The organism is Methylobacterium brachiatum (assembly GCF_020523825.1).
Classification (GTDB): domain Bacteria; phylum Pseudomonadota; class Alphaproteobacteria; order Rhizobiales; family Beijerinckiaceae; genus Methylobacterium; species Methylobacterium brachiatum.
The window spans coordinates 1-25,832 of sequence record NZ_JAJALK010000011.1 but is presented as its reverse complement, the minus strand read 5'-3'; the positions used below and the strand labels follow the sequence as shown (position 1 = coordinate 25,832).

31 protein-coding genes are annotated in these 25,832 nt (G+C 69.9%); 12 read left to right on the top strand and 19 right to left on the bottom strand.

What is annotated here, in order from left to right:
• Positions 1–19 precede the first annotated feature (19 nt).
• On the top strand, positions 20–736 hold the full coding sequence (locus LGR69_RS21745; RefSeq protein WP_091863728.1) for a hypothetical protein: 717 nt from the start codon (positions 20–22) through the stop codon (positions 734–736).
• Here the strand turns inward: LGR69_RS21745 and LGR69_RS21740 are convergent, their stop codons facing one another.
• Together LGR69_RS21740 and LGR69_RS21735 are read right to left on the bottom strand one after the other, a co-directional pair.
• Entirely contained in the window at positions 737–1,324 is a 588-nt protein-coding gene (locus tag LGR69_RS21740; protein WP_230367299.1) for a histidine phosphatase family protein, read from the bottom strand.
• Positions 1,325–1,362: 38 nt separating this feature from the next.
• A complete protein-coding gene (locus tag LGR69_RS21735; protein WP_007562573.1) occupies positions 1,363–1,758 on the bottom strand; it encodes a VOC family protein in 396 nt (131 codons plus the stop codon).
• Between the two features lie 453 nt (positions 1,759–2,211).
• On the opposite strand from LGR69_RS21735, the gene LGR69_RS21730 reads away from it, so the two are divergent.
• Complete coding sequence (locus LGR69_RS21730; protein ID WP_230367298.1) at positions 2,212–3,903, top strand: methyl-accepting chemotaxis protein; 1,692 nt, start codon at positions 2,212–2,214, stop codon at positions 3,901–3,903.
• A 16-nt stretch (positions 3,904–3,919) separates the two neighbouring features.
• On the opposite strand, the gene LGR69_RS21725 is transcribed toward LGR69_RS21730, so the two are convergent.
• Positions 3,920–4,630 (bottom strand): L,D-transpeptidase, encoded by a 711-nt coding sequence (locus LGR69_RS21725; protein WP_039902777.1) that lies wholly within the window; start codon positions 4,628–4,630, stop codon positions 3,920–3,922.
• Between the two features lie 242 nt (positions 4,631–4,872).
• Here LGR69_RS21725 and LGR69_RS21720 point away from each other — a divergent pair, with 242 nt between their 5' ends.
• On the top strand, positions 4,873–5,991 hold the full coding sequence (locus LGR69_RS21720) for a metallophosphoesterase (RefSeq protein ID WP_230367297.1): 1,119 nt from the start codon (positions 4,873–4,875) through the stop codon (positions 5,989–5,991).
• Positions 5,992–6,046: 55 nt separating this feature from the next.
• Here the strand turns inward: LGR69_RS21720 and recF are convergent, their stop codons facing one another.
• Positions 6,047–7,201: a DNA replication/repair protein RecF gene (recF, locus tag LGR69_RS21715; protein ID WP_230367296.1), complete on the bottom strand. Its 1,155-nt coding sequence runs from the start codon at positions 7,199–7,201 to the stop codon at positions 6,047–6,049.
• A 489-nt stretch (positions 7,202–7,690) separates the two neighbouring features.
• Positions 7,691–8,812, bottom strand: a complete 1,122-nt coding sequence (gene dnaN / locus LGR69_RS21710; RefSeq protein ID WP_007562586.1) for a DNA polymerase III subunit beta — start codon at positions 8,810–8,812, stop codon at positions 7,691–7,693.
• 222 nt (positions 8,813–9,034) lie between these two features.
• On the opposite strand from dnaN, the gene LGR69_RS21705 reads away from it, so the two are divergent.
• Complete coding sequence (locus LGR69_RS21705) at positions 9,035–10,345, top strand: MFS transporter (RefSeq protein WP_091863735.1); 1,311 nt, start codon at positions 9,035–9,037, stop codon at positions 10,343–10,345.
• 27 nt (positions 10,346–10,372) lie between these two features.
• On the opposite strand, the gene LGR69_RS21700 is transcribed toward LGR69_RS21705, so the two are convergent.
• A complete protein-coding gene (locus LGR69_RS21700) occupies positions 10,373–10,594 on the bottom strand; it encodes a hypothetical protein (protein WP_007562590.1) in 222 nt (73 codons plus the stop codon).
• A gap of 62 nt (positions 10,595–10,656) precedes the next feature.
• Positions 10,657–11,976, bottom strand: coding sequence for a hypothetical protein (locus LGR69_RS21695; protein ID WP_230367295.1), 1,320 nt, complete (start codon positions 11,974–11,976; stop codon positions 10,657–10,659).
• A 330-nt stretch (positions 11,977–12,306) separates the two neighbouring features.
• On the opposite strand from LGR69_RS21695, the gene flgB reads away from it, so the two are divergent.
• From flgB to recA, 8 genes are all read left to right on the top strand, one after another.
• Positions 12,307–12,711, top strand: a complete 405-nt coding sequence (gene flgB, locus LGR69_RS21690) for a flagellar basal body rod protein FlgB (protein WP_007569297.1) — start codon at positions 12,307–12,309, stop codon at positions 12,709–12,711.
• 58 nt (positions 12,712–12,769) lie between these two features.
• Positions 12,770–13,177: a flagellar basal body rod protein FlgC gene (gene flgC / locus LGR69_RS21685; protein WP_007569295.1), complete on the top strand. Its 408-nt coding sequence runs from the start codon at positions 12,770–12,772 to the stop codon at positions 13,175–13,177.
• Between the two features lie 32 nt (positions 13,178–13,209).
• A complete protein-coding gene (fliE, locus tag LGR69_RS21680; RefSeq protein ID WP_007569293.1) occupies positions 13,210–13,524 on the top strand; it encodes a flagellar hook-basal body complex protein FliE in 315 nt (104 codons plus the stop codon).
• Between the two features lie 56 nt (positions 13,525–13,580).
• Positions 13,581–13,847, top strand: coding sequence for a flagellar biosynthesis protein FliQ (gene fliQ / locus LGR69_RS21675; protein ID WP_007569292.1), 267 nt, complete (start codon positions 13,581–13,583; stop codon positions 13,845–13,847).
• 51 nt (positions 13,848–13,898) lie between these two features.
• On the top strand, positions 13,899–14,660 hold the full coding sequence (gene fliR, locus LGR69_RS21670; RefSeq protein WP_230367294.1) for a flagellar biosynthetic protein FliR: 762 nt from the start codon (positions 13,899–13,901) through the stop codon (positions 14,658–14,660).
• A gap of 32 nt (positions 14,661–14,692) precedes the next feature.
• Entirely contained in the window at positions 14,693–15,760 is a 1,068-nt protein-coding gene (flhB, locus tag LGR69_RS21665; protein WP_230367293.1) for a flagellar biosynthesis protein FlhB, read from the top strand.
• 191 nt (positions 15,761–15,951) lie between these two features.
• Positions 15,952–18,678 carry a cell cycle histidine kinase CckA gene (gene cckA, locus LGR69_RS21660; protein ID WP_230367292.1) on the top strand — a complete coding sequence of 909 codons (2,727 nt, stop codon included), beginning with the start codon at positions 15,952–15,954 and terminating at the stop codon, positions 18,676–18,678.
• Positions 18,679–18,871: 193 nt separating this feature from the next.
• Entirely contained in the window at positions 18,872–19,933 is a 1,062-nt protein-coding gene (recA, locus tag LGR69_RS21655) for a recombinase RecA (protein WP_370881393.1), read from the top strand.
• Between the two features lie 350 nt (positions 19,934–20,283).
• On the opposite strand, the gene rpsQ is transcribed toward recA, so the two are convergent.
• From rpsQ to LGR69_RS21595, 12 genes are all read right to left on the bottom strand, one after another.
• On the bottom strand, positions 20,284–20,550 hold the full coding sequence (rpsQ, locus tag LGR69_RS21650) for a 30S ribosomal protein S17 (RefSeq protein ID WP_007569283.1): 267 nt from the start codon (positions 20,548–20,550) through the stop codon (positions 20,284–20,286).
• Positions 20,551–20,571: 21 nt separating this feature from the next.
• Positions 20,572–20,787 carry a 50S ribosomal protein L29 gene (rpmC, locus tag LGR69_RS21645; protein ID WP_050732915.1) on the bottom strand — a complete coding sequence of 72 codons (216 nt, stop codon included), beginning with the start codon at positions 20,785–20,787 and terminating at the stop codon, positions 20,572–20,574.
• A 12-nt stretch (positions 20,788–20,799) separates the two neighbouring features.
• Entirely contained in the window at positions 20,800–21,213 is a 414-nt protein-coding gene (gene rplP, locus LGR69_RS21640) for a 50S ribosomal protein L16 (RefSeq protein ID WP_007569280.1), read from the bottom strand.
• A gap of 11 nt (positions 21,214–21,224) precedes the next feature.
• The gene (gene rpsC / locus LGR69_RS21635) at positions 21,225–21,971 is read right to left on the bottom strand and encodes a 30S ribosomal protein S3 (protein ID WP_007569278.1); all 747 of its coding nucleotides are present in this window, start codon (positions 21,969–21,971) and stop codon (positions 21,225–21,227) included.
• Positions 21,972–21,981: 10 nt separating this feature from the next.
• The gene (gene rplV / locus LGR69_RS21630) at positions 21,982–22,368 is read right to left on the bottom strand and encodes a 50S ribosomal protein L22 (RefSeq protein ID WP_007569277.1); all 387 of its coding nucleotides are present in this window, start codon (positions 22,366–22,368) and stop codon (positions 21,982–21,984) included.
• 1 nt (position 22,369) lies between these two features.
• The gene (rpsS, locus tag LGR69_RS21625; RefSeq protein ID WP_007569276.1) at positions 22,370–22,648 is read right to left on the bottom strand and encodes a 30S ribosomal protein S19; all 279 of its coding nucleotides are present in this window, start codon (positions 22,646–22,648) and stop codon (positions 22,370–22,372) included.
• Positions 22,649–22,653: 5 nt separating this feature from the next.
• On the bottom strand, positions 22,654–23,490 hold the full coding sequence (gene rplB / locus LGR69_RS21620; protein WP_007569274.1) for a 50S ribosomal protein L2: 837 nt from the start codon (positions 23,488–23,490) through the stop codon (positions 22,654–22,656).
• Positions 23,491–23,515: 25 nt separating this feature from the next.
• The gene (locus LGR69_RS21615; protein ID WP_007569272.1) at positions 23,516–23,812 is read right to left on the bottom strand and encodes a 50S ribosomal protein L23; all 297 of its coding nucleotides are present in this window, start codon (positions 23,810–23,812) and stop codon (positions 23,516–23,518) included.
• Positions 23,809–24,429: a 50S ribosomal protein L4 gene (rplD, locus tag LGR69_RS21610; protein ID WP_007569271.1), complete on the bottom strand. Its 621-nt coding sequence runs from the start codon at positions 24,427–24,429 to the stop codon at positions 23,809–23,811. Before rplD ends, LGR69_RS21615 begins: the two co-directional genes overlap by 4 nt.
• Positions 24,429–25,154 carry a 50S ribosomal protein L3 gene (gene rplC / locus LGR69_RS21605; RefSeq protein WP_007569270.1) on the bottom strand — a complete coding sequence of 242 codons (726 nt, stop codon included), beginning with the start codon at positions 25,152–25,154 and terminating at the stop codon, positions 24,429–24,431. The genes rplD and rplC overlap by 1 nt, the downstream gene beginning before the upstream one ends.
• Before the next feature lie 50 nt (positions 25,155–25,204).
• Positions 25,205–25,513, bottom strand: a complete 309-nt coding sequence (gene rpsJ, locus LGR69_RS21600; RefSeq protein ID WP_007569268.1) for a 30S ribosomal protein S10 — start codon at positions 25,511–25,513, stop codon at positions 25,205–25,207.
• A gap of 79 nt (positions 25,514–25,592) precedes the next feature.
• A partial coding sequence (locus LGR69_RS21595) for an EF-Tu C-terminal domain-related protein (protein ID WP_459560864.1) occupies positions 25,593–25,832 on the bottom strand: 240 nt, incomplete at its 5' end.

The following is a 25,832-nucleotide window of genomic DNA, read 5'->3' as shown; positions in this document are numbered from 1 at the left end:
TTGCGGTGGAGGAGCGCGGATGCACGCCGACTTCCAGACGATCCTGAACTGGCGCCTGCTGGCCGGATCGCATCCCTTCCCAGGCCCCGATGGCGGGACCTGCATCAACGAGGCGGCGATCGTGGCCGCGGGGCTGCCCTACCGGGCGATCCGCTCCAGCGCCGATTGCCCGCCCTGCTTCTCGAGGCCGATCGCGGCCTACGCGCTCGGCCTCAACGACGCGATGCCGGACGAGGCCCGAACGCAGCTCATCGCCTTCGTGCTGCGGCTGTCGGGCAGCGCCGACCGGCCGGAGGTCGAGGCCGCCCGCACCCGGCGCCTTGCGCTGGAGAGCATCCGGCGGATCCTGGCGCCGCTCTGCGCCCGGGCCGGCATGGCCGAGCATGAGGAGGCCTGCGCCGGCGCGCCGGACTTGCCCCTGGCTCTGGCGGCGGCGCGGTCGGCCGCGTGGCAGGGCGGCGCGCTCGCGCAGGAGGCGGCCCGGGCGCGGCGCTGGCGGGACGGCGCCCTGCAATCCGCGGTCGCCCGCACCGCGACGGCGGCCCAGCGCGCCGCCGAGGATGCTCGCTGCGCCGCCGAGGTCGCCGAGGGCGCGGCCCCGTTCGTGCCGGACGTCTGGGCGCGGGCCTGCGCGATCCTCGACGATGCCCTGGCGATCGGCCGGCAGGCGCCGGAGATCGACCTCCGCGGCGCCCGCGCGCGCCTCGATGCCGCCCGGGGCCGGGTCCCGGCCTGATCAGGCCAGGACGGGTTCGGCGGCGAGGTCCAGCTCGACGGAGGCGCAGTTCTCCAGGAACGTGCCGGTGAGGTGGTAGAAGAACGTCCCGTGGCCGACCACCGCGATGGTCGTCTCGGGGCGCGCCCGCAGCCAGTCCCGGAATCCGGCGACGCGGGCATCGAACAGGTGCCGCGGCTCCACCGGGTAGCCGCCGACCTCGCAGCCGGGCTCGGCATGCCACCACACTTCGGGCAGGTGCCCGACATCGATATGCGGGAACTCGGCGGCGATCTCGGAGGCCGCCCGGCCGACGTCGCAGCTGCTCTCCTGGCATTCCCGGTGCAGCACCTCGACCAGCACGCGCGGCCGGCTCGGGTGCTCGCCGAACAGGATCGCGGCGGTCTCGATCGCCCGGGTCAGCGGCGAGACCACCACCAGCTCGAACGGGATGTCCCTCAGGCGCTCCCGCGCCTCAGAGGCCTGGGCCTGGCCCCGTGGGGTCAGCCGGGCGTCGAGGAGGCCGGGATCGCTGCCGCCCTGCCGGCGGGCGGCGTTGAAGGTCGATTCGCCGTGGCGGATGCAGATGATGCGGGTGGTCTCGGGCATGAGGCTCGGCTGTGGCGTGTGGCGGGAGGGCGGAACGCTCAGGCGAAGCGGCCGCCGCGCTGGATGACCTCGATCTTGTAGCCGTCCGGGTCCGTGGCGAAGAAGAACCGCGCCAGCACGGTCTCGCCGTGCTTGAGCGTCTTCACGTCGGTGGCCGGAAAGCCTTCGCGGACGTGCCGGGCGTGCTCGGCCTCGACGTCGTCGACCACGACGGCGATGTGGCCGTAGCCGTCGCCGAGATCGTAGGGCTTGTCGCGGCCCTTGTTGACCGTGAGCTCGAGCTCGAACGGCGAGGCCGGGTCGCGCAGGTAGATCAGGGTGAAGTCGTCGAAATCGTAGCGGTCCGCGACTTCGAAGCCGAAGGCGCGCGCGTAGTAATCCCGCGCGCGCGCTTCGTCGCGGACGCGGATCATGGCGTGGACAGGCTTGGACATGCGGCGGCGGTTCCGGATCGTGCGAAGAATGTCGGACGTGGCCTATGTGGCGCCGGCCCGCGGCCGCGGAAAGGGCCGGCCCGCCGCCATTCCCATCGGATCGGCGGCTGCACAGCGCCACGGCAGCGACCGCCCATGTCCGGCTGCGGTTACCAAGACAGATCCGCCCAATATCGGACGATCTCTCATATAAACCCACGATTTCCTTCATGACTTAATTATGGAATGTATTCATTCCGAACTTCATGTATTCATACGCAAATTTCGGACGCTACCCTGCCATATCAGACGGTTGAATGGGGATTCCGAAGCATCCGACATTGCCTTCGCGGCAAGAATTGACCATCCTCACGCGTGACATGCAGATTTTAGCGCACGCTTAACGCGTTTGCTGTAACGTTGGTAGACATCAATGCCGTGCTGCCCGGCCGGGCCAAACAAAACGGAAGCTCCATGCTGCGCCTGTCCAACATCCGGATCTTCACCAAGCTGATGGTGATCCTCACGTTGATCGGCGTCATCGTCGGCGGCTGCGTCTGGTACGCCCAGTCGCGGATGCGCCAGATCGATCAGGATTACAGCGCCTTCATCAACAACGAGGCGGCCGCGACCGCCGAGGCCCGGCGGCTCAACCGGCTGGTGTTCGAGCTCAATTACTGGGTCTACCGAATCATCGCCGAGACCGAAGAGGCGCAGATGCAGAGCGCCAATCGCGGCTTCGAGGCCGCCGTGCTCAAGGTGAAGCCGACCCTCGAAACCCTGCGCAAGAGCGCTCCCACCTTCACCGCCCGGATCGACCAGCAGAACGGGCGTATCGAGCGGTTCATGCGCGATGTCGGCGAGGTGCGCCGGCTCGGCACCAGCAACCAGAACGACAAGGCCATCGCGCTGGTCCACACCGCGCTGGATCCGGTCTTCTCCGAGCTGGTGGAGAACGGCAACACGCTCGCCGACGACATCGCCACCTACATGGGGAAAGGCTCGGACGACCTCACGGACCAGACCAACGCGACCTGCTTCAGCCTGATCCTGTTCAGCGCCCTGGGGATGCTGGCCGGCCTGCTCGCGGCCGTGTTCATCTCCGCCATCGGCATCACCCGCCCGCTCGACCGCCTCGTCTCCGTGCTGCAGCGGATGGCCCGGGGCGAGATCGACGCCGAGATCGCGGAGGCCGCCCGCAAGGACGAGATCGGCGCGGTCGGCAAGGCGGTCGAGGGCATCAAGGCGATGGTGGCCCGGAAGGCCGCCGAGGAGGCCGAGATCCGGCGCGCCGCCGACGCCGCTGCCGCTGCCGAGCGGACCCGGACGATGCTGGAGCTCGCCGACGGGTTCGAGCGCGCCGTGGGCGGCATCGTCGGCCTGGTCTCGTCCTCGGCCACCGAGCTGCAGGCGACCGCCCAGACCATGACGGCGAGCGCCACCGAGACCGCCAGCCAGTCGACCACGGTGGCCGCCGCCGCCGAGGAGGCCGCCGCCAATGTCGAGACCGTCGCGGCCGCCGCCGAGGAGCTCGGCTCGTCGGTCCAGGAGATCGGCCGGCAGGTCCTCGGCTCGGCCAACCTCGCCCAGGCTGCGGTGGGCGAGGCGGACGAGACGCACCATCTCGTCCAGGCGCTCAGCCAGGCGGCCACCCGTATCGGCGACATGGTCGGGCTGATCTCGAACATCGCCGGCCAGACCAACCTGCTGGCCCTGAACGCCACCATCGAGGCGGCCCGCGCCGGGGAGGCGGGTCGGGGCTTCGCCGTGGTGGCGTCCGAGGTGAAGGAGCTGGCCGCGCAGACCGCCAGGGCGACGGAGGAGATCAGCCAGCAGATCGGCCAGATCCAGGGCGTGACCGGCCAGGCCGTCTCGGCCATCGAAGGGATCACGGCCCGCATCCGGGAGATCGATTCGGTGGCGACCTCGATCGCCGCGGCCGTCGAGGAGCAGGGGGCGGCGACCCAGGAGATCGTCCGCAACGTCGCCCAGGCGGCCATCGGGACCAACGAGGTCACGACCAACATCGCCGGCGTCGCCCAGGCCTCCGAGGAGACCGGCTCCGCGGCCAGCCAGGTGCTCGATGCGGCCGGCGAGCTGTCGCGCCAGTCGGAGCATCTCGGCGCCGAGGTCTCGCGCTTCCTCGCCACCGTGCGGGCGGCGTGAGCCGAAGATCCGCCTTCTACGCCGGCAGGACGACCACCTTCGTCTTGACCGGCGTGCGCGCGTAGAGGTGGATCATGTCCTGACTGAGCAGGCCGACACAGCCGCTCGTGATTCCCGAGCCGATCGATTCGGGGTCGCTGCTGGCGTAGATCGTGTAGAGCGTATAGGCGCCGTTCTGGTAGAGATGGAGGGTGCGGGCGCCCAGCGGGTTGTCGAGGCCGCCCGGCATACCGCGGGCGTATTTCGCCGCCTCGGGCTGGCGCTTGATCATCTCCTTGGGCGGCGTCCAGGTCGCCCATTCGGACTTGCGCCCGACATAGGCGTCGCCGCTCCACAGGAACCCGTCGCGGCCGACATTGGCGCCGTACCGGGTGGCGGATCCGTCGCCCTCGACGCGGTAGACGTAGTAGTTGCTGGGATCGACGATGATCGTGCCGGCGGCTTCCTTCGTGTCGTAGCGGACCGTCCGGCGATAATATTTCGGATTGACCTTACTGATGTCGACCGCCGGGATCGGGAACTTCTCGTCGGGCATCGGCCCGTAGACCTTCGCCGCCTCGGCGAGGAGCAGGCCGTCGGATGTCGCGCAGCCGGCCAGTCCCAGCGCGCCGAGACCGGCGGCCGATCCGGCCAGAAACGACCGGCGGCTGAGAAGCCCCGCCGGGCGCCCGCGCAGAGCCGCCTCGTCCCTGTCGCCGGCACCGGCGTTCCAACCGTCCCTGATCATCATCCCGGACTTCCTATGACCCGCGGCCCGATGCGGTAAGGCTTCGGGCGACATCAGTCGCGCATACGGCTAAGCTTAGATTGGCAAGGCCGATCTCTCTAGGCAAGCTCGGCCTTTACGTCGCGAGTGTGGCCGAAACCGTGCGGCGTCCGGATCGGGCGGCGGATCCGAATGGGCCCGCAGATCCCCGGGATCGCGGCACGCTTTGCCTTCGGGTCGTCGCCCGGTCCATGTAGCGGCCCATGATCCGCCTCATCCCCAGCCTGCCCGCTCTCTACGTCATCGCGCGGGGGGCGTGGCCCCTGCCATGGCCGCTCGCGCTCAAGCTGGGCTTGGCCGGCGTCTTGCTGGTCGCGTCCCAGTACCACCTGTGGAGCCGGATCTCCTCGGGCTCGGTCTTCGCGCCCGAATTCCCCCGCCCGGTGGTGGTGCTGTTCAACTGGGCGTTCGGCGCGATCGCGTTGGTGGCCCTGATGCTGCTCGCCCTCGACATCGTGGCGCTGGCATCCCTGGCCCTCCCCGGGGGTGGTTGGGCGATCCCCGCCGCCTGGCGCTACGCGGCTGCCCTCGCGGCGGCGCTCCTCGCGGCGATCGCGGTGCGGCAGGCCGTGCGCGTGCCGCCGTTGAAGGACCTCACCGTCGCGATCGCGGACCTGCCCCCCGGCTTCGACGGCTACACGATGCTGCACCTCACCGACCTGCATATCAGCCGGCTGTTCCCGGCCGCTTGGGCGCGGGCCGTCGTCGCGCGCGCCAACGATCTCGGGGTCGACCTGATCGCGGTGACGGGCGACTTCATCGACGGCTCGCTTGCGGCCCGGCGGGACGATGTCGAGCCCCTGCGCGCCTTGCGGGCGCGGGACGGCGTCTGGGCCGTGCCGGGCAACCACGAATACTTCTTCGATCACGATGCCTGGATGCGCCACCTCGCGGGGCTGGGGATCCGCATCCTCGCCAACGCCCACACGGTCCTGCGGCGCGACGACCATGCGCTGGTGCTGGCGGGCGTCACCGATCGCTCGGCCCCCGCCACCGGCCATCCGGGGCCCGACCTGGAGGCCGCCCTAGCAGGGGCCCCGGCGGGCGCGCCGATCGTGCTGCTCGATCACCAGCCGGCCCGGGCGGCGCGGGCCGCGGCGCGCGGGGTGGCGCTGCAGCTGTCGGGGCATACCCATGGCGGCATGATCCGCGGCCTGGACCGGCTGGTGGCGCGCGGCAATGCCGGGTTCGTCTCCGGCGCGTACCGGGTCGGGGGCATGCTGCTTTACGTCAGCAACGGCACAGCGCTGTGGCCCGGCTTCGCCCTTCGGCTGGGTAGCCCGTCCGAGCTGACGCGGATCACCCTGCGGCGGGCGTCGTGACGCGGATCCGAAGCTGACGGTCGGGTGAGGCGGCCGATTGCCCGGTCGCCTCCCGTTACCCCCCGATCCGCAGCACCTCGGTCCGGTCGCCCGCCTGCGCGAAGGCGGCCGGGTCGGCGCCGGTCATCCAGACCTGGCCGGGCAGCGCGTCGAGGGCCTCGAACAGGCCGGCCCGGCGGCGCGGGTCGAGATGCGCCGCGACCTCGTCGAGCAGGATCATCGGGGCGATGCCGCTCATCGCCCGCACCAGGCGGGCATGGGCCAGGACCAGGCCGATCAGCAGGGCCTTCTGCTCGCCCGTCGAGGCGGTGCCGGCCGGGACGTCCTTGGGGCCGTGCCGGACCACGAGATCGGTGGTCTGCGGCCCCGTGAGGGTGCGGCCGGCGGCGCGGTCGCGGTTGCGGCCGTTGCGCAGGGCCAGCCGGAAGCGGTCCTCCGCCTCGATCGCCGGCCAGACCGCCACGAGGTCGTCGAGGTCGCCCTCCAGCCGGATCGACGCCCAGGGGAAGGGCTGCGCGTCGTCGCGGGTCTCGGCGATCAGACGGTCCAGGCGCTCGGCGGTCTCCCGGCGGGCGAGCGCCACCGCGACCCCGAGCTCGGCCACCTCCCGCTCGACCGCATCGAGCCAGCGCCCGTCGTCGGGCCGGTCCTCGAGCAGCCGGTTGCGCGAGCGCAGGGCCCGCTCCATCGCGGAGACCCGTGCCCCGTGGCCGGCATCCACCGCCAGGACCAGCCGGTCGAGGAACCGGCGCCGGTCGCCGGCGGCGCCGCGGAACAGGCCGTCGAGATCCGGGGTCAGCCAGACCACACGGACGAACTCGCTGAACGCCACCGGCGAGGGGGCGGGGGCGCCGTCGATCCGGCACAGCCGGCTCGAGCGCCCGTCCGGCCCCGGCGGCTCAAGGCCGGTGCCGAGGCGATGCTCGGCGCCGTCCCGGTCCAGGGTGAGCGACACGGCGAAGCCCCCCGGGCCGTCCGCGCGCGCCATGGCGGCGAACTCGGCCCGGCGCAGGCCCCGCCCCGGCACGAACAGGGAGATCGCTTCGAGCAGGTTGGTCTTGCCGGCGCCGTTCTCGCCGACCAGGGCCACGAAGCGGGCGCCGGGGTTGAGTTCGAGATCGGCGTGATTGCGGAAGTCGCGGGCGATCAACCGGGTGATGCGCTGGGTCGGCCCGCTGGTCTCGATCTCCGCATCAAGAATATCGGTCATCGGTGGATCCGGGGTGCGAGCCGGACGATGCTCACCGCCCCCCTTGGTTCGACCATCCTGCCCAATCGCCTCGTTCTGAGGCGCCCGCGTCGGCGCCCCGCGCAGGAGGCCGCCAGAACTTCTTTGCGCGATCCGGAAGCCACCTGAGAGGCCGCCGCTGCGCTCCGGCACCTCGGGATGAAGTGGCCGGGTTCGGATGAATATTGTGCCGCCGGCCGTTTCGCCAGCGGCCGGGCCTGCTTCCAATCGCCTAAGAGCCCGTTGTGGTCTGAGGCCTTCCACCCCTCGACCTCATCCTGAGGTGCTTCCGCACAGCGGAAGCCTCGAAGGAGCCCTCCAGAAGCCGTTACGATCCCTGGAGGCCTCCTTCGAGGCCTACGCTGCGCTCCAGCACCTCAGGATGAGGGGGTGATTGGGAGATCCGCGGTTTCAGAAACGCGTCCTTCTGCTTGGTATGGCAGAAGAACATCCCGGCATGGCGGCCTACGACTACACCCGCATCGGCATCAGCACGTACAGGGCCGGCGCGCCCTCGCGATCCTGGATCAGGGTCGGCGAGCCCGGGTCGGCGAGCTTGAACAGGGCGGTGTCGCCCTCGAGCTGCGCGGTGATGTCGAGCAGGTAGCGGGCGTTGAAGCCGATATCGAGGCCCGCCGCCTCGTAATCGACGTCGAGCTCTTCCGTGGCGCTGCCGGAATCCGGGTTGTTGACCGAGAGCGCCAGGCGCCCCTCGGTGAGCCCGAGCTTCACGGCGCGGCCGCGCTCGGACGAGATCGTCGAGACCCGGTCCACCGCCTTGGCGAAGGCGTCGCGCTCCACGGTCAGCCGCTTGTCGTTGTTGGCCGGGATCACCCGCTGGTAGTCGGGGAAGGTGCCGTCGATCAGCTTGGAGATCAGGGTCAGGCCGCCGGCAAAGCGCAGGCGGATCTTGGCGGGCGACAGGTCGACCGCGACGGTCTCGCCGCCGTCGTCGAGGAGCTTCTGGATCTCGGCGACCGCCTTGCGGGGCACGATCACGCCGGGCATGCCGACGCTGCCCTGCGGGGCCGGGATCTCGACCCGGGCGAGCCGGTGACCGTCGGTGGCGACCGCGCGCATCACCGGGCCGCTCTCGGTCTCCAGCGTGTGCAGGTAGATGCCGTTGAGGTAGTAGCGCGTCTCCTCGGTGGAGATCGCGAACTGCGTCTTGTCGATCAGCCGCTTGAGGTCGGCGGCGGCGACCTCGAAGCCGTGCGGCATCTCGCCGGCGGCGAGATCCGGGAAATCGCCCTCCGGCAGCGCGCCGAGCGCGAAGCGCGACCGGCCCGAGCGGATCGTCATCTGGCCGGATTCGCCGCCGGTCTCCAGCGAGACCTGGGCGCCGTCGGGCAGCTTGCGCACGATGTCGTAGATCACGTGCGCCGGCACCGTGGTCGCGCCGGGATCGGCGACGTCGGCCGGCACGCTCTCGGTGACCTCGATATCGAGGTCGGTCGCGCGCAGCTGCAGGCTCGAGCCGTCCGAACGCAGGAGCACGTTCGACAGGATCGGGATCGTGTTGCGGCGCTCGACGACCCGGTGCACGTGGCCGAGCGACCTGAGCAGGGCCGCGCGCTCGACGGTGACTCTCATCGCAGTACTCAAGTGATGGGGGAGGGCGCCGCGGCCGGCATCCCTCACGAAAACAGGCCGATCAGCTTGGCGAACGGGGCGGGCGAACGCAAGGCCGCTGCGCGGGCCTCACACAGCTACGCCGTCCGCGGGACGGATTCAGGGTTCCCGCCGGGGCCGCCCCGTGCGAAAGCGCCGCGTTCAATCTGAAGCGGCACCGTACCGCCCGAGCACCAACAGATCATGCTGCAGACTGTCGAGACCGCAGGCCCGGGCGGCGCCGCACCGAGTGCCAGCCCCGGTCGCATCCTGGCCGCGAGCTTCGTCGGCACGGCGATCGAGTTCTTCGATTTCTACATCTACGCCACGGCCACCGCCCTGGTGATCGGCCCGGTCTTCTTCCCGCCGGGCGCCCCCGGGGTGCAGCAGCTCAGCGCGTTCGCGACCTTCGCGATCGCGTTCATCGCCCGGCCGTTCGGGGCGGCCCTGTTCGGGCATTTCGGCGACCGCGTCGGCCGCAAGGCGACCCTGGTGGCGTCGCTGCTGATCATGGGCGTGTCCACCGTCCTGATCGGCTGCCTGCCGACCTACGCCACCGCCGGCTGGTGGGCGCCCGCCGCCCTGTGCGTCCTGCGCTGCGGCCAGGGCATCGGGTTCGGCGGCGAATGGGGCGGGGCGGCCCTGCTGGCGGTGGAGAACGCGCCGCCGGGCAAGCGCGCCTGGTACGGCATCTTCCCGCAGCTCGGCGCACCGGTCGGCTTCATCCTGGCCAATCTCGGCTTCCTGTGCCTCAGCTTCGGCCTGACGCCCGAGAGCTTCCAGGCCTGGGGCTGGCGCCTGCCGTTCCTGGCCTCGGCCGCCCTGGTCGGCGTCGGGCTCTATGTCCGCCTCAAGCTCACCGAGACGCCGGCCTTCAAGGCGGCGCTGACGGAGGCGCGGCCCGAGCGCGTGCCCTTCGCGACGATGCTGACCCATCACGGCCGCGCGGTCCTGATCGGCACCTTCGCCATGGTGGCGGTCTACGCGGTGTTCTACCTCTCGACGGTCTTCGCCCTGGGCTACGGCACGGGGACGCTGGGCTACACCCGGCCGACCTTCCTGCTGTTCGAGTGCATCGCGGTCTGCTTCATGGCGATCGGGACCGTGATCTCCGGGGCGGCGGCCGACCGGTTCGGGCGCAAGCCGGTGCTGCTCTCGGGCATGGTCGCGGTCTTCCTGCTCGGCTTCCTGATGGGGCCGATGCTCGGGAACGCGGCCGCCGCCGGGACCTGGCCACCGGTGCTGGGCTTCCTGTGCCTCAGCCTCCTGACCATGGGCTGGGTGTTCGGCCCGATGGGCGCCGTGCTGCCCGAGCTGTTCCCGACCCGGGTCCGCTACACGGGCGCGTCGGTGACCTACAACCTCGCCGGGATCCTGGGCGCCTCGGGCGCGCCCTACATCGCCCAGGAGCTGGCCTCCTATGGCGGTATCGGGTTCGTCGGCCTGTACCTGGCGGTTGCCGCGGTGCTGAGCTTCGTTGCCGTCCTGGCAATGCGCGAGACCGCGCACGACTGACGGTCCCGGCCGGCAGGGACGGATCAGTCAGGCGCGGATCGGGGCGGCCGGCTCGTAGCGGCCGAGGAACCGGGTCCGGTCCCACAGCTCGATCGCCTCGTCCGTGGCCATGGCCCGGGCGCGGCGGCGCGCCTGGGTGTCGTCCTGGGCCGGGACGACCTCGGCCGAGAATACGCGTCCGGCGCGGTCGAGCTTGAACGCCCGATAGGCGCGGCTTCGCTGAGCGGTCTGTGCATCCAGGTTGAGCATCGGATCCTCCTCTGAGGTCCGAGCCTTCCGGCATTCGGTTAACCGTCCGTAAACGGCCGCTGTCAGCTCCGCTTGTCGAGAGGCCGGCCCAGCAGGCGCGCGAACTCGGCCTCGATCTCCTCCACGGAAAACGGGTTGCCGGCGGCCTTCGGCTCCGGCCGCGGAGCCGGCGCGGGCTCGGCGGGCGGTTCGGCCGGGGGCGGCGGGGCGGGCGGCGTCACGCGCGCGGAGGTCCGGGGGGCCGGCGGCTTGAGCACCGGCGGCGCGACCGGAGACGGCTCGGCCGATGCCGCCGGCGGGGATGACGGCGCCGGGCGCGGCGACGGGGCCGGGGGCACGGGGGCAGGGGGCACTGGCGCGGGCGCGGGCACGGGCGGCGGAGTGGGCGGAAGCGGCGGCGCGGAGGCCATCATCGCCGCCACCGGGTCCACCGGCTCGGGCCCGGGCGTGGGTCCAGGCGCGGGTGCGGGGGCAGAGGCGGGGGGCGGCGCGGGCGTCACCGCCGAGGATGGGCGCGACAGGGCGGCCTGAAGCTGCCTTGCCATGTCGGAGAGCACCGCCGGATCGACGGACCGACGTTCGGACGGCACGGTCAGGCTCGGCGCCGCGCGGGCGGGCTCGTCGCGCTCGGGCACGGGGTCCGGCTTGCGCTCCGAGGCCGGATTGTGCCGCGGCTCGGCCAGCGGCGGTGCGGTGCGGCTCAGGATCCGCCGGGGCGAGAGCGTCTCCCGCAGCGGCGGCGGAGGCGGCGGTGGGGCCGGCGGTGGCTCGGCAGGGCGGGGCTCGGCGGCGCGGGGCTGCGGAGCGGCGGGGGTCGAGACCTCCTGTCCCGGCTCGTCGCCGCCCAGCAGGTTGACGTCGAGCGGGAAGGTCACCGGCGGGGCGGCGGCCGAGCGCGGGACCGGCGGCGGCACGACGACCGGCATCTCGAAGCCCGGATCGAACAGCGGCTCGGAGCGACGGCCCGCGATCTCGGCCAGGGCCCGGGGCGGCTCGGCCAGGCGTCCGCCCTGCGCCAGCGGGTCCGGCAGCGGCTCGGCCATCGGCTCCGGCCCGGCGTCGGAGCGCAGGGTCGCCTCGGGCAGGGGGCGCTGAGTGCGCTGGATGTTGCGCTCGACCACCACGTCGTTCGGGCCGCCGACCAGCAGCAGGTGCTCGACATTGTCCCGGCGCAGCAGGATCAGCTGCCGGGCGCGGTCGAGCTCGTACACGTCGACGATCCCGAGCCGGGGCTGGCGTCCGCGGGCGGGCGTGCGCCCGGGCAGGGCCAGGCTGCGACCGGTCAGGCGGCGCACCGTGAACACGATCGCGGCCAACGCCGTGAAGATGACGGCGAAGATCACGACATACTGGACGATGGGGGAGCCCTCAGAACCGAACACGGATTGCAGCCATTGCAAGGTTACGCACTCGCACGTTTCGGCCGCCGCAGGGCCGCGCCCGGCACGAGCCTCGCTCATACCACGCCGGCGGGCCTGCAAGGCAAACGACGTTAAGACTTCGTTAACAGGCCCTTAAGTTTAGCGCCATCAAGACAAGAGGTTGTGAAGCACCGTCCGCCGCCATCCCCAGGAACATGGCCGGCGCGCCGCACGGTGGCGGCCCGGGCCTGGGCCGGCCTCGCCCGCGCTTAACCATGCATTAACCAAGCAGGCGGCAGATTTTGCCGAGCCCGCCCGATCCCGCGCGGCGTCGCGAGACCGGAGGCGAACGTGGCCCTGACCGACCTGCCCGTCCTGGGGATGCTGCGCACCCGGATGCAGTGGGCGCAGGCACGCCAGGGCCTGATCGCCGAGAACGTCGCCAACGCCGACATGCCGGGCTTCAAGCCGCGCGACCTGGCGGAGCTGCGCTTCGACCGGGCCACCGGCACCGCAATCAACGCCTCGCCGGGCCTGGCGCTGACCAGCCCTGCCCATCTCGCGCCCCCCGGCCAATCCGAGGCGGGGGCCGATGCCAAGGGCGCCAAGCGCTTCGAGATCCGCCCGAACGGCAATGCGGTGAACCTCGAGGACGAGATGATGAAGGCCGGCGACAACCAGTCGGACTACCAGCTCGCCGCCTCGCTCTACCAGCACAGCCTGACCACCCTGAAGATCGCCATCGGCAAGAGCTGACCGCGCCGGAACCGAACCGGACGTGTCGTCGACAAGCGGCGGAGGAGGGCCCTGAGCCATGGAATTCAGCAAGTCGCTCACCGTGGCGGCCGCCGGCCTCAAGGCGCAGTCCGGCCGGATGCGGATCATCGCCGAGAACATCGCCAACGCGGATTCCGCCCCGGCCTCGCCCGGGACCGAGCCCTATCGCCGCAAGATCCCGTCCTTCACCAGCCACATGGATCCGGAGACCGGGGCCAAGCTGGTTGAGGCGGGCCGCGTCCGGCGCGACCCCTCCGCGTTCCGGACCAAGTTCGAGCCCGGCAACCCCGCGGCCAACGCCCGGGGCGAGGTGCAGATGCCCAACGTCAACGCGCTGATCGAGAACATGGACCTGCGCGAGGCTCAGCGCTCCTACGAGGCGAACCTCAACATGGTGACGTCCACGCGCAAGATGCTGTCGCAGACGCTGTCGATCCTCAAGTGAGCGCGCAAGTGAACGCGAAGGAAGCCTAGTCGATGGCGACGAGCAATTTCGCGGCCGGTGCCTACGCCGCCGTCCAGGGCATGGCCAACGGCCGCCCGGCCCCCAAGGTCCAGTCGACCGGCGAGGCCGGCGGCAACTTCATGCAGCTCCTCGGCAACGCCCTCGACAATGTCGGGGATGCCGGGCGGCGGGCCGACGGCCAGGCGATCTCGGCGGCCTCCGGCAAGGCCAACGTCGTGGACGTGGTCACCGCCGTGGCCGAGAGCGAGACCGCCCTGCAGACCATGGTGGCGGTGCGCGACCGCATGATCTCTGCCTACGAAGAGATCATGCGGATGCAGATTTGAGCATGGGCCAGCCGGATCCCGGATTTCCCCTGCCTCCCCTTTGAGCAACACGCCCCATGACCGGCCTGGCCATCCTCGACGTCGCGCGCGACGGCATCTTCGTCTTCCTCAAGGTCGCCGGGCCGCTGATGCTGGTCGCCCTCGCGGTCGGTCTGATCGTCTCGCTGATCCAGGCGCTGACGCAGGTCCAGGAGCAGACCCTGATCTACGTGCCCAAGATCGTGTCGGTCTTCGCCGCGCTGCTGCTGATGCTGCCGTTCATCGGCGACGCCATGGCCGGCTACATGACCCGCATCGCCGCCCGCATCGCGGCCGGCGGCTGATGGCGACCGGCGGCGGGACAGGGGCGGCGCGCGCATGCCATAGGGGCGGCGATGAACCTGCTCCTGCCCGGCATCGCCTCGGCCTATCTGATCACCTTCGCGCGGGTCGGCACGCTGATCATGCTGATGCCCGGCGTCGGCGAGCAGATGGTGTCGCCGCGGATGCGGCTGGCGTTCGCGCTGCTGACCACGTTGGTGCTGTTCCCCAGCGTGCGGCCGCTGCTCGGCGGCACCGAGGGCCTGGCCGGCCCCCGGCTGATCGGGCTGCTATTCGCCGAGACGATCGTCGGGCTGGTGCTCGGCCTGTCGGTCCGGATGGTGCTGGCCGCCCTGCAGACCGCCGGCCTGATCATCTCGCAGCAGCTCGGCCTGGCCTACGCCATGACGGTGGATCCGAGCTACGGCGGGCAGCAGGCCGCGCTGGGCAACTTCCTGTCGTTGCTCGGCGTCACGCTGATCTTCGCCGCCGACCTGCACCATCTCGCCATCAAGGGCCTGGCGCAGAGCTACGTGGTGCTGCCGCCGGACGGGGTCCCGGCCTTCTCGGACGCGCTGATGCTGGCGCTCAAGGCGCTGACCCGGGGTTTCACCCTGGCGGTGCAGATCTCCGGGCCGTTCATCGCCTTCGGGCTGCTGTTCAACCTCGGGCTGGGCGTGCTGTCGCGGCTGATGCCGCAATTGCAGGTGTTCTTCCTCGCGGTCCCGGCCTCGGTGCTCGTCGGCATGCTGATCCTGATGGGCTCGCTCGGCGTCATGATGGGCGTCTTCCTGGACGATCTCGGCCGGTATCTCGGCGAGTTCGTCGGGCGCTGAGCGTCCCTGTGCACTGAGGTCGAGCAGACAAGATGGCCGAGGGCGCGGAGCAGGAAGACAAGACCGAAGAGCCGACCCAGCGGCGGCTCGATCAGGCGATCGAGCGCGGCGACGTCGCGACGAGTGCCGAGATCAACACCTTCGCGATCCTCGGCGCCTTCACGCTGGCCCTGGTGATCGCGGCCCCCAGCATCGCCCAGAGCCTGACCCAGGGCCTCAAGGCCTACCTCGCCAACGCCCACACCCTGCCGGACGACGCCACCGCCATGAGGCAGGCGGCGACCCGCGGCCTCTGGCTGTGGCTGCAGGCCGTGGCGGTGCCGGTCGGGATGGCGGCGGCGGCCGGCCTCGCCGCCGGGCTGCTCCAGCACCCGCTGGTGCTCACCACCGAAACCCTGATGCCGAAATTCGACCGGATCTCGCCGATGGCCGGGGTCAAGCGGCTCATGGGGATCGAGGCCCTGTTCCAGTTCGGCAAGGGTCTCGCCAAGATCGGCGCGGTCGGCATCGTCGGTGCCGTGCTGCTCTGGAACGACCGCGACCGGCTCGAGGTGTTCGCCCGGCTCGACCCGGCCGGGAGCCTGTCGGCGATCCTCTCCCTCAGCCTCCGGCTGCTCGCCGGCATGCTGTGCATGCACCTCGCCATCACCCTCGGCGACGCGTTCTACGCGCGCTTCCGCTGGCGCAAGCGCCACCGCATGTCGAAGGAGGAGATGAAGCAGGAGATGAAGGAGGCGGACGGCAACCCGGAGGTCAAGGGCCGCATGAAGCAGCTCCGCATGGCCCGGGTGAAGAAGCGGATGATGGCCGCCGTCCCGACCGCCACCGTGGTGGTGACCAACCCGACCCACTACGCGGTGGCCCTGCGCTACGAGGCCGGCATGGCCGCGCCGATCTGCGTCGCCAAGGGCGTCGACGCCCTAGCTCTGCGCATCCGCACCGTGGCGGCCGAGCACGGCGTCGCGGTGATCGAGAACCCGCCGCTCGCCCGCGCCCTGCACGCCACCGTGGAGATCGACCGCGAGATCCCGGCCGAGCATTACCGGGCGGTGGCGGAAGTCATCGGCTTCGTCCTGCGCCTGCGCCGACGGGCGGCGTAACAGCAAGGGCTGGTATTCAGCGCGCCGATCGCATGACACAGCGCGGAAAAGCCACGCTTCCTCCACCTTTTTTTGCGAGGCTGCACCACGGCTTGGCGCGACACGACCGACGCGACGAGAGTGATGCCGTGCTGCCCGAGCCCTGCTATGGCCGGCGGGCCTAACCGGGTGATTGTTCTGGAATGATGCCGATGGCCGACGTCACTGGACCTCCGGCGCCCGCGACGGGCACGCAGATCTCGGGTTCTCACGGGAACGGCGCGATCGACCGCTCGGAGCAGCCGGGCCGGGTCGGGCTGCTGCTCGTGCTCGCGGGTCTGCTGGTCGGAGCCGCCATCGGCCTGTCCTTCGTGGCCAACGAGCAGGCCCAGTCGCTGATCGTCTGGCTGCTCGCCCTGCTGGCGATGGCCGGCGTGTTCTTCCTGTTCGCGCTCGCCATCGGGGCGCTCCAGCTCAGCGGCACCGCCACCCGGGACGACATCACCAAGGGCATCGTCGACGCCTCGCCGGACGGGGCGCTGGTGGTGGAGGATGGCGGGAGGCTGATCTACGCCAACGAGGCCTATCTGCGGGTGGCCGGCGGCGACGCCTTCTCGAACCTCGTGCCCGTGGAGCGCATCCTGGTCGGCTCGCCGGAGGTCTCGGAGGCAGTCTACCGCCTGTCGCAAGCCTCGCGCGACGGCCGGGCGCACACCGAAGAGATCCGGATGTCGCCGCCGCTCGGGCCGCAGGCGCATGAGCGCGGCTTCGGCTGGTACCGGGTCTCGGTGCGCCCCCTGGCGCGCCCGCGCCGGGCCGCCTCGCTCTGGACCGTGGCCGACATCACCGCCGAGCGCGAGCGCCAGGAAAACGTCTTCCAGGAGCTTCAGCACGCGATCGACTATCTCGACCACGCCCCGGCGGGGTTCCTGTCGATCGATCCGGCCGGTGCGATCGTCTACATGAACGCGACGCTGGCGGCCTGGCTCGGCTACGACCTGGCGAGCGTCGGCCCCGGCGGCCCGCACCTCACCGAGATCGCCCCGGAGGCCGACGTCCTGGTCCGTACCGCGGGCCTGCCCGGCGAGGTCCGCACCGACCGGTTCGACCTCGACCTGCGCCGCCGCAACGGCCACACCCTGCCGGTGCGGCTCTACCACCGGGTCGCCTTCGGCAAGGACGGCAAGCCCGGCTCCTCGCGGACCTTCGTGATCAACCGCTCGGCCGGGGCCGAGACCGACGAGCCGCAGCGCGCCGCCGAGGTGCGGCTCGCCCGCTTCCTCAACAATTCGCCGATCGCCATCGCGACCCTCGACCGGTCCGGCCGGATCGCCCGGGCCAACACCTCGTTCACCCGGCTGTTCGGCACGGTGCCGCGCCAGGCCGACGAGGGCGGCCCCGAGGGGGAGGGCAACCAGGGCGCCGAGCCCAACGTCGCCGACTCGGTGGTCGACCGCGCCTCCCTAGAGGCCGGCCTCGCCCGGGCGGCGAGCGGCCTGTCCGACCCGGAGCCGATCGAGGTCCAGCTCAGCGGTCCGGGCGGGCGCTCCGCGCGGCTCTGGCTCAGCCCAGCCGACAGCAGCGACGCCACCCACCAGGCCGACGAGGCCGAACGCGTGATCCTGTACGCCCTCGACACCACGGCGCAGCGCCAGCTGGAGCAGCAGGTCGCCCAGGCGCAGAAGATGAACGCGGTCGGCCAGCTCGCCGGCGGCATCGCGCACGACTTCAACAACGTGCTGCAGGCGATCATCGGCTACTCGGACCTGCTGCTGGCGAGCCACCGGCCGACCGATCCGGCCTTTCAAGACATCATGCAGATCAAGCAGAACGCCAACCGGGCGGCGGGCCTCGTCCGCCAGCTCCTGGCGTTCTCCCGCCGCCAGACCCTGCGCCCGGAGGTGATGAATGTCGGGGAGGGGCTCTCGGAGCTGACCCTGCTGCTCAAGCGGCTGCTGGGCGAGCGCGTCGCCCTGGAGCTGAAGCACGGCCGCGACGTCTGGCCGGTCAAGGCCGACGTGAACCAGTTCGAGCAGGTGATCGTGAACCTCGCGGTCAATGCCCGCGACGCGATGCCGGACGGCGGCAAGCTGATGATCCGCACCGAGAACGTCACCGATCCGGGCCCGGCCGCGACCGTGGACGGGCGGGGCGGGGCGCCCGCGGGCGACCACGTGCTGATCGAGGTGCGCGACACCGGCCAGGGCATCCCCCCCGAGCTGATGGAGAAGATCTTCGAGCCGTTCTTCACCACCAAGGAGATCGGCAAGGGCACGGGCCTCGGGCTCTCGACGGTGTTCGGCATCGTCAAGCAATCCGGCGGCACCATCGACGTGCAGTCGAAGATCGGGGAGGGGACCGCCTTCCGCATCTACCTGCCGCGGCACGTGCCCGTGGCGGAGCCCGAGGAGGCCGCCCCCGCGATCCCGGCCCTGCCGCGGGCCGACATGCCGGCGCCCGGCCAGGCGCCGGCCAAGCCCACCGGAACCGGCGAGGCCGCCGAACGGGCCGCCAAGACGAAGGCTCCGGAGAAGCCGGCCCCGCGCAAGCCCGCGGCCGACCATACCGGGCAGGGGACGATCCTGCTGGTCGAGGACGAGGATCCCGTCCGGGCGGTCAACAGCCGGGCGCTCTCGGCCCGGGGCTACACGGTGCTGGAGGCCGCCTCGGGCCTGGAGGCCCTGGCGATCGTGCGCGAGGGCAGCCAGCCGATCGACCTCGTCGTCTCCGACGTCGTGATGCCCGAGATGGACGGCCCGACCCTCCTGCGCGAGGTGCGCAAGCACCAGCCGGACCTGAAGGTGATCTTCGTCTCCGGCTACGCCGAGGACGCGTTCCGCAAGAACCTGCCCGAGGGCGAGGCCTTCAACTTCTTGCCCAAGCCCTTCAGCCTCAAGCAGCTGGTCGAGACCGTAAAGAAGACCATGGCGGCCGACTGACGCCGCGACCGCGACCGACCCGGTGGAGAACCTGCGCGCCGCCCCCACGGGGCGGCGTTCTCGTATCCGGCACCCTTGCCGAAATAGAACAAAACAGGTACATAGACGCGGTGTTGCCGCGCGTTGTGAATGGCGCGCAACCCCTTCATAAGGAGCCCGCCAGATGGCCCAGCCTGCATTGAAAGTGGTCGACATGCCCCCGGTGGACAAGGACAAGTCCAAGGCGATCGACGCCGCCCTGTCCCAGATCGAGCGCGCCTTCGGCAAGGGCTCGATCATGCGTCTGGGCAAGAACGACAAGGTGCAGGAGGTCGAGACGATCTCCACCGGCTCGCTCGGCCTCGACATCGCCCTCGGCGTCGGCGGCCTGCCCCGCGGCCGGGTCGTGGAGATCTACGGCCCCGAATCCTCCGGCAAGACGACGCTGGCGCTGCACACCATCGCCGAGGCCCAGAAGAAGGGCGGCGTCTGCGCCTTCGTGGATGCCGAGCACGCGCTCGATCCGGTCTATGCCCGCAAGCTCGGCGTCAATCTCGACGACCTGCTGATCTCGCAGCCCGATACCGGCGAACAGGCCCTGGAGATCACCGACACGCTGGTGCGCTCCGGCGCCATCGACGTGCTGGTGGTCGATTCGGTCGCCGCGCTGACCCCGCGGGCCGAGATCGAGGGCGAGATGGGCGAGAGCCAGCCCGGCCTCCAGGCCCGCCTGATGAGCCAGGCCCTGCGCAAGCTCACCGGTTCGATCTCGCGCTCGAACTGCATGGTAATCTTCATCAACCAGATCCGGATGAAGATCGGCGTGATGTACGGCAGCCCGGAGACCACCACGGGCGGCAACGCGCTGAAGTTCTACGCCTCGGTGCGCCTCGACATCCGCCGCATCTCGACCCTGAAGGATCGGGACGAGGCGATCGGCAACCAGGTCCGCGTCAAGGTCGTGAAGAACAAGGTCGCGCCGCCGTTCAAGCAGGTCGAGTTCGACATCATGTTCGGCGAGGGCGTGTCGAAGGTGGGCGAGCTGATCGATCTCGGCGTGAAGGCCGGCATCGTCGAGAAGTCCGGCGCCTGGTTCTCCTACAACAGCCAGCGCCTCGGCCAGGGCCGCGAGAACTCGAAGGGCTTCCTGCGGGACAACCCCGAGATCGCCGGCAAGATCGAAGCCTCGATCCGCCAGAATTCCGGACTCGTGGCCGAGAAGATCCTGGAAAACGCCAAGCCGACCGACGACGAGCTCGACGAGGGCGAGGCCTGAGAGCTTCGGCCCATCGCAAGCCTCCAAAGGGCGTCATGCCCTTTGGAGGCTTCGGGGAAGCCTCCTGATCCGTCGGGGAAACCCAGCAGGAGGGCCTGCCTCGAACCCGCAGAAGCCACGACCCTCCCGGGTCTGAATCCAACCCGACGCGTCCGCTTCACGACCGACCTCAGAAACGACAACGCCCGGCACGAATCCGGCCCAGTAAGGGTCGAACTTCGTCCGGGCATTCGTCGTTCTGGAGGTCCCAAAGGTCGGGACGGCACCGTCAACAGTGCATCAGCCCAAGCTCAAGACATCCAGCTACGTTGAGGCGGACGCGGAAACCCGCAGCCGCCGTTTCCCGTGTATCAGGCGGCTTCGCCGGTCTCGGCGACCGCGGCAGCCTGGTCCTCGACCAGCTTCCAGGTCTTGGTCTTCGAGAAGGGACGGCACTCCTCGATGAACACCGTCTGCCCGACCTTGGCGACATTCGCCTCGTCGTGGGCATGGTAGTTCTTCGAGCGGCGCACGGTCTTCTTCATCACCGGGTGGGTGAAGCGACGCTCCACCTTCACCACGATGGTCTTCTCGCCCTTGTCGCTGACGACGGTGCCCTGCAGGACGCGCTTCGGCATGGTGTTCTCCTAAGCCCTTCGTCAGCTCTTGGACGCCTGCAGCGTCTTCGAACGCTGCAGGGTGCGGACGCGGGCGATGTCGCGGCGGACCTCACGGACGCGGGCGACGTTCTCGAGCTGGCCGGTGGCCCCCTGGAAGCGCAGGTTGAACTGCTCCTTCTTGAGGTTCAGCAACTCGTCACTGAGCTGATCCGGCGACAACGCCTTCAGATCAGACACTCTCTGGGTCGACTTCACGATAGCCTCCGTTCAGTCGGCGATGCGTTGGACGACCCGCGTGCGGATCGGGAGCTTGGCGGCGCCGAGGCGCAGGGCCTCCTTGGCGATGTCTTCGGCAACGCCGTCGACCTCGAACATGATCCGGCCGGGATGGACGCGAGCGGCCCAGTAATCCGGGGCGCCCTTACCGGAGCCCATGCGGACTTCGGTCGGCTTCGAGGAGACCGGAACGTCCGGGAACACCCGGATCCAGACGCGGCCCTGGCGCTTCATCTCGCGGGTGATCGCGCGGCGGGCCGCCTCGATCTGCCGGGCGGTGACGCGCTCGGGCTCCACCGCCTTCAGGCCGAACTGGCCGAAGTTCAGCTCGAAGCCGCCCTTGGCCGCACCGTGGATGCGGCCCTTGAACTGCTTACGGAAGCGAGTCTTTTTCGGTTGCAGCATGGCTTCCTACCTTACGCGTGCTCGCGCTCGCGGCGTCCGCGCTCGCGGCCGCCCTCGCCATCGCGCTCACGGCGTCCGCCGGAGCGGCCGCCCTCTTCCTGGGCCTTCTTGTCCTGGGCCATCGGGTCGTGCTCAAGGATCTCGCCCTTGAACACCCACACCTTGATGCCGCAGGTGCCGTAGGTCGTGAACGCCGTGGCGGTGCCGTAATCCACGTCCGCACGCAGCGTATGCAGCGGGACACGGCCCTCACGATACCATTCCTGGCGGGCGATCTCGGCACCGCCGAGGCGGCCCGAGCAGTTGATGCGGATGCCCTCGGCGCCGAGACGCATCGCCGACTGCACGGCGCGCTTCATGGCGCGACGGAAGGCGACGCGGCGCTCGAGCTGCTGCGCGATCGAGTCGGCCACCAGGGTGGCGTCGATCTCGGGCTTGCGCACCTCGACGATGTTGATCGTGACGTCGGCCTTGGTCATCGTGCCGACGAGCTTGCGCAGCTTCTCGATATCCGCGCCCTTCTTGCCGATCACCACGCCCGGACGACCCGAGTGGATGGTGACGCGGCACTTCCGGTGCGGACGCTCGATGACGATCTTCGAGACGGCGGCCTGCTTCAGCTGCTTCATGAGGGCGGCGCGGATCGCGACGTCCTCGTGCATCAGCTTGGCGTACTCGCCCTTGCCGGCGAACCAGCGGGAGTCCCAGGTCCGGTTGATACCGAGACGGAGACCGATCGGATTGACTTTCTGGCCCATGAGATCCTCCTTAAGCCGCTTCGGCCTGGCGGACTTCACGAACCACGATGGTGAGGTTCGAGAAGGGCTTCAGGATACGGGCGCCGCGACCGCGGGCGCGGGCGTGGAAGCGCTTGAGCACGAGGGCCTTGCCCACGAACGCCTGGGACACGACGAGGTCGTCGACGTCCAGGTCATGGTTGTTCTCGGCGTTGGCGATCGCGCTCTCGAGGCACTTCTTGACCTCGGTCGAGATGCGCTTGCGCGAGAACTCCAGGTCGGCCAACGCGGTGTCGACCTTCTTGCCGCGGATCATCTGCGCCACGAGGTTCAGCTTCTGCGGGCTCACGCGCAGCATGCGCGCGACCGCCTTGGCCTCGTTCTCGGGGAGCGCGCGGGGGGTGGCTTGCTTGCCCATCTCAGCGCCTCTTCGCCTTCTTGTCGGCCGCGTGCCCGTGGAAGGTGCGGGTCGGCGAGAACTCGCCGAACTTGTGCCCCACCATCTCCTCGGAGACGTAGACCGGGATGTGCTTCTGCCCGTTGTGCACACCGAAGGTGAGCCCGACGAACTGCGGGAGAATCGTGGAGCGGCGGCTCCAGATCTTGATGACCTCTGAGCGCGAGGAGCCCCGCGCCGCTTCGGCCTTCTTGAAGAGGTAGCCGTCGACGAACGGCCCCTTCCAGAGAGAGCGTGCCATAGCGATTACTTCTTGCGGTTGTGGCGGCTGGACAGGATGAACACGTCGGTCCGCTTGTTGGACCGGGTCTTCTTCCCCTTGGTGGGCACGCCCCACGGCGTGACCGGGTTGCGGCCGCCCGAGGTACGGCCCTCGCCGCCGCCGTGCGGGTGATCCACCGGGTTCATGGCCACGCCGCGGTTGTGCGGGCGCTTGCCGAGCCACCGGTTGCGCCCGGCCTTGCCGAGCGAGATGTTCATGTGGTCGGGGTTCGAGACCGCGCCGACGGTCGCGAAGCACTGACCGTGCACGAGGCGCTGCTCGCCGGAGTTCAGGCGCAGCGTCACGTAGCCCTGGTCGCGCCCGACGATCTGGGCGTAGTTCCCGGCCGAGCGGGCGATCGCGCCGCCCTTGCCGATCTTCAGCTCGACGTTGTGGACGATCGTGCCCACCGGCATCGAGCCGACCGGACCGGCATTGCCCGGCTTGATGTCGACGTTCTCGCCGGTCACCACCTTGTCGCCCGGCTGCAGGCGCTGCGGAGCCAGGATGTAGCTCTGCTTCCCGTCGGGGAAGTTGATCAGGGCGATGAACGCGGTGCGGTTCGGATCGTACTCGATCCGCTCGACCGTCGCGGCGACACCCGGCTGCTCGCGGCGCTTGAAGTCCACGTTGCGCAGGACGCGCTTGTGGCCACCGCCGCGGAAGCGGACCGTGATGCGACCCAGGTTGTTACGGCCGCCGGAGGAGCTCTTGCCCTCCGTCAGCGCCTTCACCGGCTTGCCCTTGTAGAGCTCACGGCGGTCGACGAGCACGAGCTGGCGCAGGCTCGGCGTGACCGGTTTGAATGTCTTCAAGGCCATCGGCTTGGATCCCTAAAACCCGTCCTCAGAGCCCGGTCGTGACGTCGATCGTGTGGCCCTCGGCCAGGGTCACGATCGCCTTCTTCACGTCGGAGCGCTGTCCGCGGAGACCGCGGAAAATCTTCTTCTTGCCCTTGGTCACGAGGGTGTTCACCGCCGTGACCTTCACGTCGAACAGCTTCTCGACCGCCTCCTTGATCTGAGGCTTGGTCGCCTTGGGGCCGACCCGGAAGACGACCTTGTTCTGCTCGGTCAGGTTCGTCGCCTTCTCGGTGATGACCGGGGAGACGATGATGTCGTAGTGGCGCGGATCGGCACTCATTTGAAACGCTCCTCCAGCGCGTCGACGGCGGCCTTGGTCAGGACGAGCGTGTTACGGCGCAGGATGTCGTAGACGTTGATGCCCTGCACGGGAAGCACGTCGATCTGCGGGATGGCACGCGCGGCGCGGCCGAAATTCACGTCGACCTCGGCACCGCCGATGATCAGCGCGTTGGAGAGGCCCATCTTGCCGAAGCGCTCGATGAGACCCTTGGTCTTGTGATCCTCGATCTTGATGTCGTCGACGACGATCAGGGTCGAGGCCTTGGCCTTGGCCGACAGGGCGTGGCGCAGGGCCAGCGCACGGACCTTCTTGGGAAGGTCGTGGCTGTGGTCGCGCACGACCGGGCCGAAGGCGCGTCCGCCGCCGCGGAACTGCGGGGCCGAGGCCGCGCCGTGACGCGCGTTGCCGGTGCCCTTCTGCTTGTAGAGCTTCTTGCGGGTCCGGTTCACGTCCGAGCGGTTCTGCACGGCGTGGGTGCCGGCGCGCCGCTTGGCGAGCTGCCAGCGGACCATGCGCTGCAGGAGATCGGCCCGCGGCTCGAGGCCGAAGATCGTCTCGTTCAGCTCGACCGAGCCGGCGCCGGCGCCGTCGAGGGTGGTGACATCGAGCTTCATCACACGGTCTCCTCAGACGCGGCGGCTTCGGGGGCCGAGGTCGAAGCGCCGTTCTCACGGAACTTGCCCGGCAGCGGAACGTCGGCGGGAAGCTTGCGCTTCACCGCATCGCGGATCTGGATCCAGCCGCCGGCGACGCCCGGCACCGCGCCCTCGACCAGGATCAGGCCGCGCTCGGGATCGGTGCGCACGACGCGCAGGTTCTGGGTGGTGACCCGCTCGACGCCGAGGTGACCCGGCATCTTCTTGTTCTTGAAGGTCTTGCCCGGGTCCTGACGGCCGCCGGTCGAACCGATCGAACGGTGCGAGATCGACACGCCGTGGGTGGCGCGCAGACCGCCGAAGTTCCAGCGCTTGATACCGCCGGCGAAGCCCTTACCCGTGGTCGTGCCCGTCACGTCGACGAACTGGCCCGGGATGAAGTGGTCCGCGGTGATCTCGGCGCCGACCGGGATCAGCGCGTCCTCGGACACGCGGAACTCGGCGAGCTTCTTCTTGGGCTCGACCTTGGCGATCGCGAAGCGGCCGCGCTCGGCAGCCGACACGTTCTTCACCTTGGCCTTGCCGACGCCAACCTGGAGGGCGACGTAGCCATTCTTCTCAACGGTGCGGTGGGCCACCACCTGGCACTGATCGATCTTAAGCACTGTGACGGGGACATGCTCCCCCGCGTCTGTGAAGACGCGGGTCATGCCGACCTTCTGTGCGATGACGCCTGAGCGCATAGGTCTCTCCCTCGCGCGATGAAACGGTAAGCTCTAAGTCCCAGCGGGACTCAGAGCTTGATCTCCACGTCCACGCCGGCGGCGAGGTCGAGCTTCATCAGCGCGTCCACGGTCTGCGGCGTCGGATCGACGATATCGAGCACTCGCTTATGCGTGCGCATCTCGAACTGCTCGCGCGACTTCTTGTCGATGTGAGGCGAGCGGTTCACGGTGAACTTCGCGATATGCGTCGGCAGCGGGATCGGACCCCGGATGGTCGCGCCGGTGCGCTTGGCCGTGGAGACGATCTCCTTGGTCGACGCATCGAGGATGCGGTGATCGAACGCCTTGAGGCGGATGCGGATGTTCTGACCGTTCATAATCCTGAAACCTTGAGAGGGACGGCGGGGAGTGCGAGGACAGGTCCCCGCCGCGCCCTGCTAAGGATGCTGTCCTGGCTTAGTCGTTGATGGCGGCGACGACGCCGGCGCCGACGGTGCGGCCGCCTTCACGGATGGCGAAGCGCAGCTTCTCCTCCATGGCCACCGGCACGATCAGCGTGACGTCCATGGTCACGTTGTCGCCCGGCATCACCATCTCGGTGCCTTCCGGCAGCTCGCACACCCCGGTCACGTCCGTGGTCCGGAAGTAGAATTGCGGCCGGTAGTTGGTGAAGAACGGCGTGTGGCGGCCGCCCTC

What these genes read in the sequence shown, in the direction of transcription:
- rpsJ (WP_007569268.1), bottom strand. Translation starts at nt 25,513, where the DNA reads ATGAACGGTCAGAACATCCGCATCCGCCTCAAGGCGTTCGATCACCGC.
- LGR69_RS21740 (WP_230367299.1), bottom strand. Translation starts at nt 1,324, where the DNA reads ATGCCCGAGACCACCCGCATCATCTGCATCCGCCACGGCGAATCGACC.
- rplC (WP_007569270.1), bottom strand. Translation starts at nt 25,154, where the DNA reads ATGCGCTCAGGCGTCATCGCACAGAAGGTCGGCATGACCCGCGTCTTC.
- LGR69_RS21705 (WP_091863735.1), top strand. Translation starts at nt 9,035, where the DNA reads ATGCTGCAGACTGTCGAGACCGCAGGCCCGGGCGGCGCCGCACCGAGT.
- flgC (WP_007569295.1), top strand. Translation starts at nt 12,770, where the DNA reads ATGGAATTCAGCAAGTCGCTCACCGTGGCGGCCGCCGGCCTCAAGGCG.
- LGR69_RS21720 (WP_230367297.1), top strand. Translation starts at nt 4,873, where the DNA reads ATGATCCGCCTCATCCCCAGCCTGCCCGCTCTCTACGTCATCGCGCGG.
- LGR69_RS21615 (WP_007569272.1), bottom strand. Translation starts at nt 23,812, where the DNA reads ATGAGTGCCGATCCGCGCCACTACGACATCATCGTCTCCCCGGTCATC.
- rplV (WP_007569277.1), bottom strand. Translation starts at nt 22,368, where the DNA reads ATGGGCAAGCAAGCCACCCCCCGCGCGCTCCCCGAGAACGAGGCCAAG.
- rplD (WP_007569271.1), bottom strand. Translation starts at nt 24,429, where the DNA reads ATGAAGCTCGATGTCACCACCCTCGACGGCGCCGGCGCCGGCTCGGTC.
- dnaN (WP_007562586.1), bottom strand. Translation starts at nt 8,812, where the DNA reads ATGAGAGTCACCGTCGAGCGCGCGGCCCTGCTCAGGTCGCTCGGCCAC.
- rpsC (WP_007569278.1), bottom strand. Translation starts at nt 21,971, where the DNA reads ATGGGCCAGAAAGTCAATCCGATCGGTCTCCGTCTCGGTATCAACCGG.
- flhB (WP_230367293.1), top strand. Translation starts at nt 14,693, where the DNA reads ATGGCCGAGGGCGCGGAGCAGGAAGACAAGACCGAAGAGCCGACCCAG.
- LGR69_RS21730 (WP_230367298.1), top strand. Translation starts at nt 2,212, where the DNA reads ATGCTGCGCCTGTCCAACATCCGGATCTTCACCAAGCTGATGGTGATC.
- recF (WP_230367296.1), bottom strand. Translation starts at nt 7,201, where the DNA reads ATGACCGATATTCTTGATGCGGAGATCGAGACCAGCGGGCCGACCCAG.
- rpsQ (WP_007569283.1), bottom strand. Translation starts at nt 20,550, where the DNA reads ATGCCGAAGCGCGTCCTGCAGGGCACCGTCGTCAGCGACAAGGGCGAG.
- fliE (WP_007569293.1), top strand. Translation starts at nt 13,210, where the DNA reads ATGGCGACGAGCAATTTCGCGGCCGGTGCCTACGCCGCCGTCCAGGGC.
- cckA (WP_230367292.1), top strand. Translation starts at nt 15,952, where the DNA reads ATGGCCGACGTCACTGGACCTCCGGCGCCCGCGACGGGCACGCAGATC.
- LGR69_RS21735 (WP_007562573.1), bottom strand. Translation starts at nt 1,758, where the DNA reads ATGTCCAAGCCTGTCCACGCCATGATCCGCGTCCGCGACGAAGCGCGC.
- fliR (WP_230367294.1), top strand. Translation starts at nt 13,899, where the DNA reads ATGAACCTGCTCCTGCCCGGCATCGCCTCGGCCTATCTGATCACCTTC.
- LGR69_RS21700 (WP_007562590.1), bottom strand. Translation starts at nt 10,594, where the DNA reads ATGCTCAACCTGGATGCACAGACCGCTCAGCGAAGCCGCGCCTATCGG.
- fliQ (WP_007569292.1), top strand. Translation starts at nt 13,581, where the DNA reads ATGACCGGCCTGGCCATCCTCGACGTCGCGCGCGACGGCATCTTCGTC.
- LGR69_RS21745 (WP_091863728.1), top strand. Translation starts at nt 20, where the DNA reads ATGCACGCCGACTTCCAGACGATCCTGAACTGGCGCCTGCTGGCCGGA.
- rplP (WP_007569280.1), bottom strand. Translation starts at nt 21,213, where the DNA reads ATGCTGCAACCGAAAAAGACTCGCTTCCGTAAGCAGTTCAAGGGCCGC.
- rplB (WP_007569274.1), bottom strand. Translation starts at nt 23,490, where the DNA reads ATGGCCTTGAAGACATTCAAACCGGTCACGCCGAGCCTGCGCCAGCTC.
- recA (WP_370881393.1), top strand. Translation starts at nt 18,872, where the DNA reads ATGCCCCCGGTGGACAAGGACAAGTCCAAGGCGATCGACGCCGCCCTG.
- rpsS (WP_007569276.1), bottom strand. Translation starts at nt 22,648, where the DNA reads ATGGCACGCTCTCTCTGGAAGGGGCCGTTCGTCGACGGCTACCTCTTC.
- LGR69_RS21725 (WP_039902777.1), bottom strand. Translation starts at nt 4,630, where the DNA reads ATGATCAGGGACGGTTGGAACGCCGGTGCCGGCGACAGGGACGAGGCG.